The sequence below is a fragment of the Streptomyces alkaliphilus genome (assembly GCF_014141535.1).
Taxonomy (GTDB): Bacteria; Actinomycetota; Actinomycetes; order Streptomycetales; family Streptomycetaceae; genus Streptomyces; species Streptomyces alkaliphilus.
On record NZ_VKHT01000853.1, the window covers coordinates 1 to 2,188 of the forward strand.

General features: G+C 72.6%; 3 protein-coding genes. 2 read left to right on the forward strand and 1 reads right to left on the reverse strand.

The features are described 5' to 3' along the window. Positions 1 to 83: 83 nt before the first annotated feature. Positions 84 to 512: a Fur family transcriptional regulator gene (locus FNQ90_RS20460; RefSeq protein WP_323380098.1), complete on the forward strand. Its 429-nt coding sequence runs from the start codon at positions 84 to 86 to the stop codon at positions 510 to 512. 240 nt (positions 513 to 752) lie between these two features. Then, positions 753 to 1,367 carry a dihydrofolate reductase family protein gene (locus FNQ90_RS20465; protein WP_182607705.1) on the forward strand — a complete coding sequence of 205 codons (615 nt, stop codon included), beginning with the start codon at positions 753 to 755 and terminating at the stop codon, positions 1,365 to 1,367. A gap of 34 nt (positions 1,368 to 1,401) precedes the next feature. Here the strand turns inward: FNQ90_RS20465 and FNQ90_RS20470 are convergent. Continuing rightward, positions 1,402 to 2,188 (reverse strand): isoprenyl transferase (locus FNQ90_RS20470; RefSeq protein WP_182607706.1); only part of this gene is annotated, 787 nt, incomplete at its 5' end.

The following is a 2,188-nucleotide window of genomic DNA, read 5'->3' on the forward strand; positions in this document are numbered from 1 at the left end:
TCCCTCCCCTCCCCGTGAACCCCCGGGCCACCTGGCACAATGGCAGCCGAGTACGGGAGCCGGGGCGACTTCGGGAGGCAATGGTGGTGACGGCAGGACCGCCGGTCCGCGGCCGGTCCACACGACAGCGCGCGGCGGTGTCCGCGGCGCTCGCGGAGGTGGACGAGTTCCGCAGCGCCCAGGAATTGCACGACATGCTCAAACACCGGGGCGAGTCCGTCGGGCTGACCACGGTCTACCGCACGCTGCAGTCATTGGCCGACGCGGGCGAGGTGGACGTGCTGCGCACCCGCGAGGGCGAGGCGGTCTACCGTCGGTGCAGCACCGGGGACCACCACCACCACCTGGTGTGTCGGAACTGCGGCAAGGCGGTCGAGGTCGAGGGGCCCGCCGTGGAGAAGTGGGCCGACGCCGTCGCCGCCGAACACGGTTTCGTGGACGTGAGTCACACCGTCGAGGTCTTCGGCACCTGCGGCGACTGCGCCGCGGCGCGGAGCGCCGGGGACATCTGACGCCGGCGGAGTCGTCCGTCGGCCCGACCGTTCGCACCGCACACCGGCCCGTTGTCGGATCCGGAGAAGTCCGGGGACCGCGGCGGGCCGTTGTCGTACCGTTCCGGTGGCCGCGACGGCCCGCGGCAGCCCATGGCGGCCACACGGTGTTTTCCGGCCGGCACCGGGGTACCGTCCGGTGGGTACGGCAGAAGCGTCGCCCGGGGTCCCCGGGGCGGAGGATGCGGGAGGTGGGATCTCATGACTCTGGTCACGGCCGATCTGTCGGTCTCCCTGGACGGGTACGTCACCGGTCCCGGGCCCTCCCCCGCCGTTCCCCTCGGGCACGGCGGGGAGCGGCTGCACGAATGGATCCACCGGCTGGACAGCTGGCGCGGGATGCACGGCCTTCCCGGTGGGGAGGGCGGGCCGGACTCGGAGATCCTCGCCGAACAGGCCGAGGGCGTCGGCGCGGTGATCATGGGCGGTCGGATGTTCACCCACGGCGAGGCGGCGTGGGGGGAGGAGCCGCCCTTCCGGGTCCCGGTGCTGGTCCTCGACCCCACCCCGCGCGAGCCGCTGCGTCGGGGGAACTCCCTCTTCCGGTTCCTCACCGGCGGAGCGGAGGAGGCGCTGGCCGAGGCCCGCGAGTACGCCGGGGACGGCAAGATCGCGGTGGCCGGCGGGGCTCTGACCGTCCGACGCCTCCTGCTCGCCGGGCTGCTGGACGAGTTGCAGCTGCACCTGGTGCCGATCCTGCTCGGCGGGGGCACCCGGCTGTTCGACGGACCGGTGCCGGAAGGGATACGGCTGGAGCAGACCCGGGTCATCGGTTCGCCCACCGTGACCCACCTGCGCTACCTGGTGCGCCGCTGACCCCTCCGGCGGACGGAGGGTGATCGGCCGGTGATCAGCCCGCGGGGGTCCCCGCGACACCATCGCCGGTGGGGATCTCGTTGGGAAGGGCGCCGCCGAACCGGCGGTCCCGGGAGGCGTACTCCAGGCAGGCGTTCCACAGGTGACGGCGGTCGAAGTCCGGCCACAGGATGTCCTGGAAGACCAGTTCGGCGTAGGCGCTCTGCCAGAGCAGGTAGTTGGAGGTGCGCTGCTCCCCCGAGGGCCGGATGAACAGGTCCACGTCCGGCATGTCCGCGAAGTACAGGTAGCGGACCAGGGTCTCCTCGGTGACCTTCGCCGGGTCCAGCCGCCCGTCGCGCACGTCGGCGGCCAGGCGGGCGGCGGCGTCGGCGATCTCCGCCCGCCCACCGTAGTTCACGCACATGTACAGCGTCATGGCGTCGTTGTCGCGGGTGTGCTCCTCGGCCTCCTGGAGCTTGCGGACCACCGACTTCCACAACCGCGGTTCGCGCCCGGCCCAGCGGATGCGCACGCCCATCGCGTCCAGTTCCTCGGTGCGGCGGTCGATGACGTCCCGGTTGAAGCCCATGAGGAACCGGACCTCGTCGGGGGAGCGCTTCCAGTTCTCGGTGGAGAAGGCGTACAGGGAGAGGTTGCGCACGCCCAGTTCCAGGCACCCCTTGACCACGTCGAGGACGACGGCCTCGCCGCGCCGGTGCCCCTCCGTCCGGGCCAGCCCGCGCTCCTTGGCCCACCGCCCGTTGCCGTCCATGACGATCGCCACGTGCCGGGGGATCAGCTCGGCGGGCAGCGCGGGGGGACGCGCCCCGGAGGGGTGG

Coding starts and splice junctions, on each gene's coding strand:
- FNQ90_RS20465 (WP_182607705.1), top strand. CDS start 753: ATGACTCTGGTCACGGCCGATCTGTCGGTCTCCCTGGACGGGTACGTC.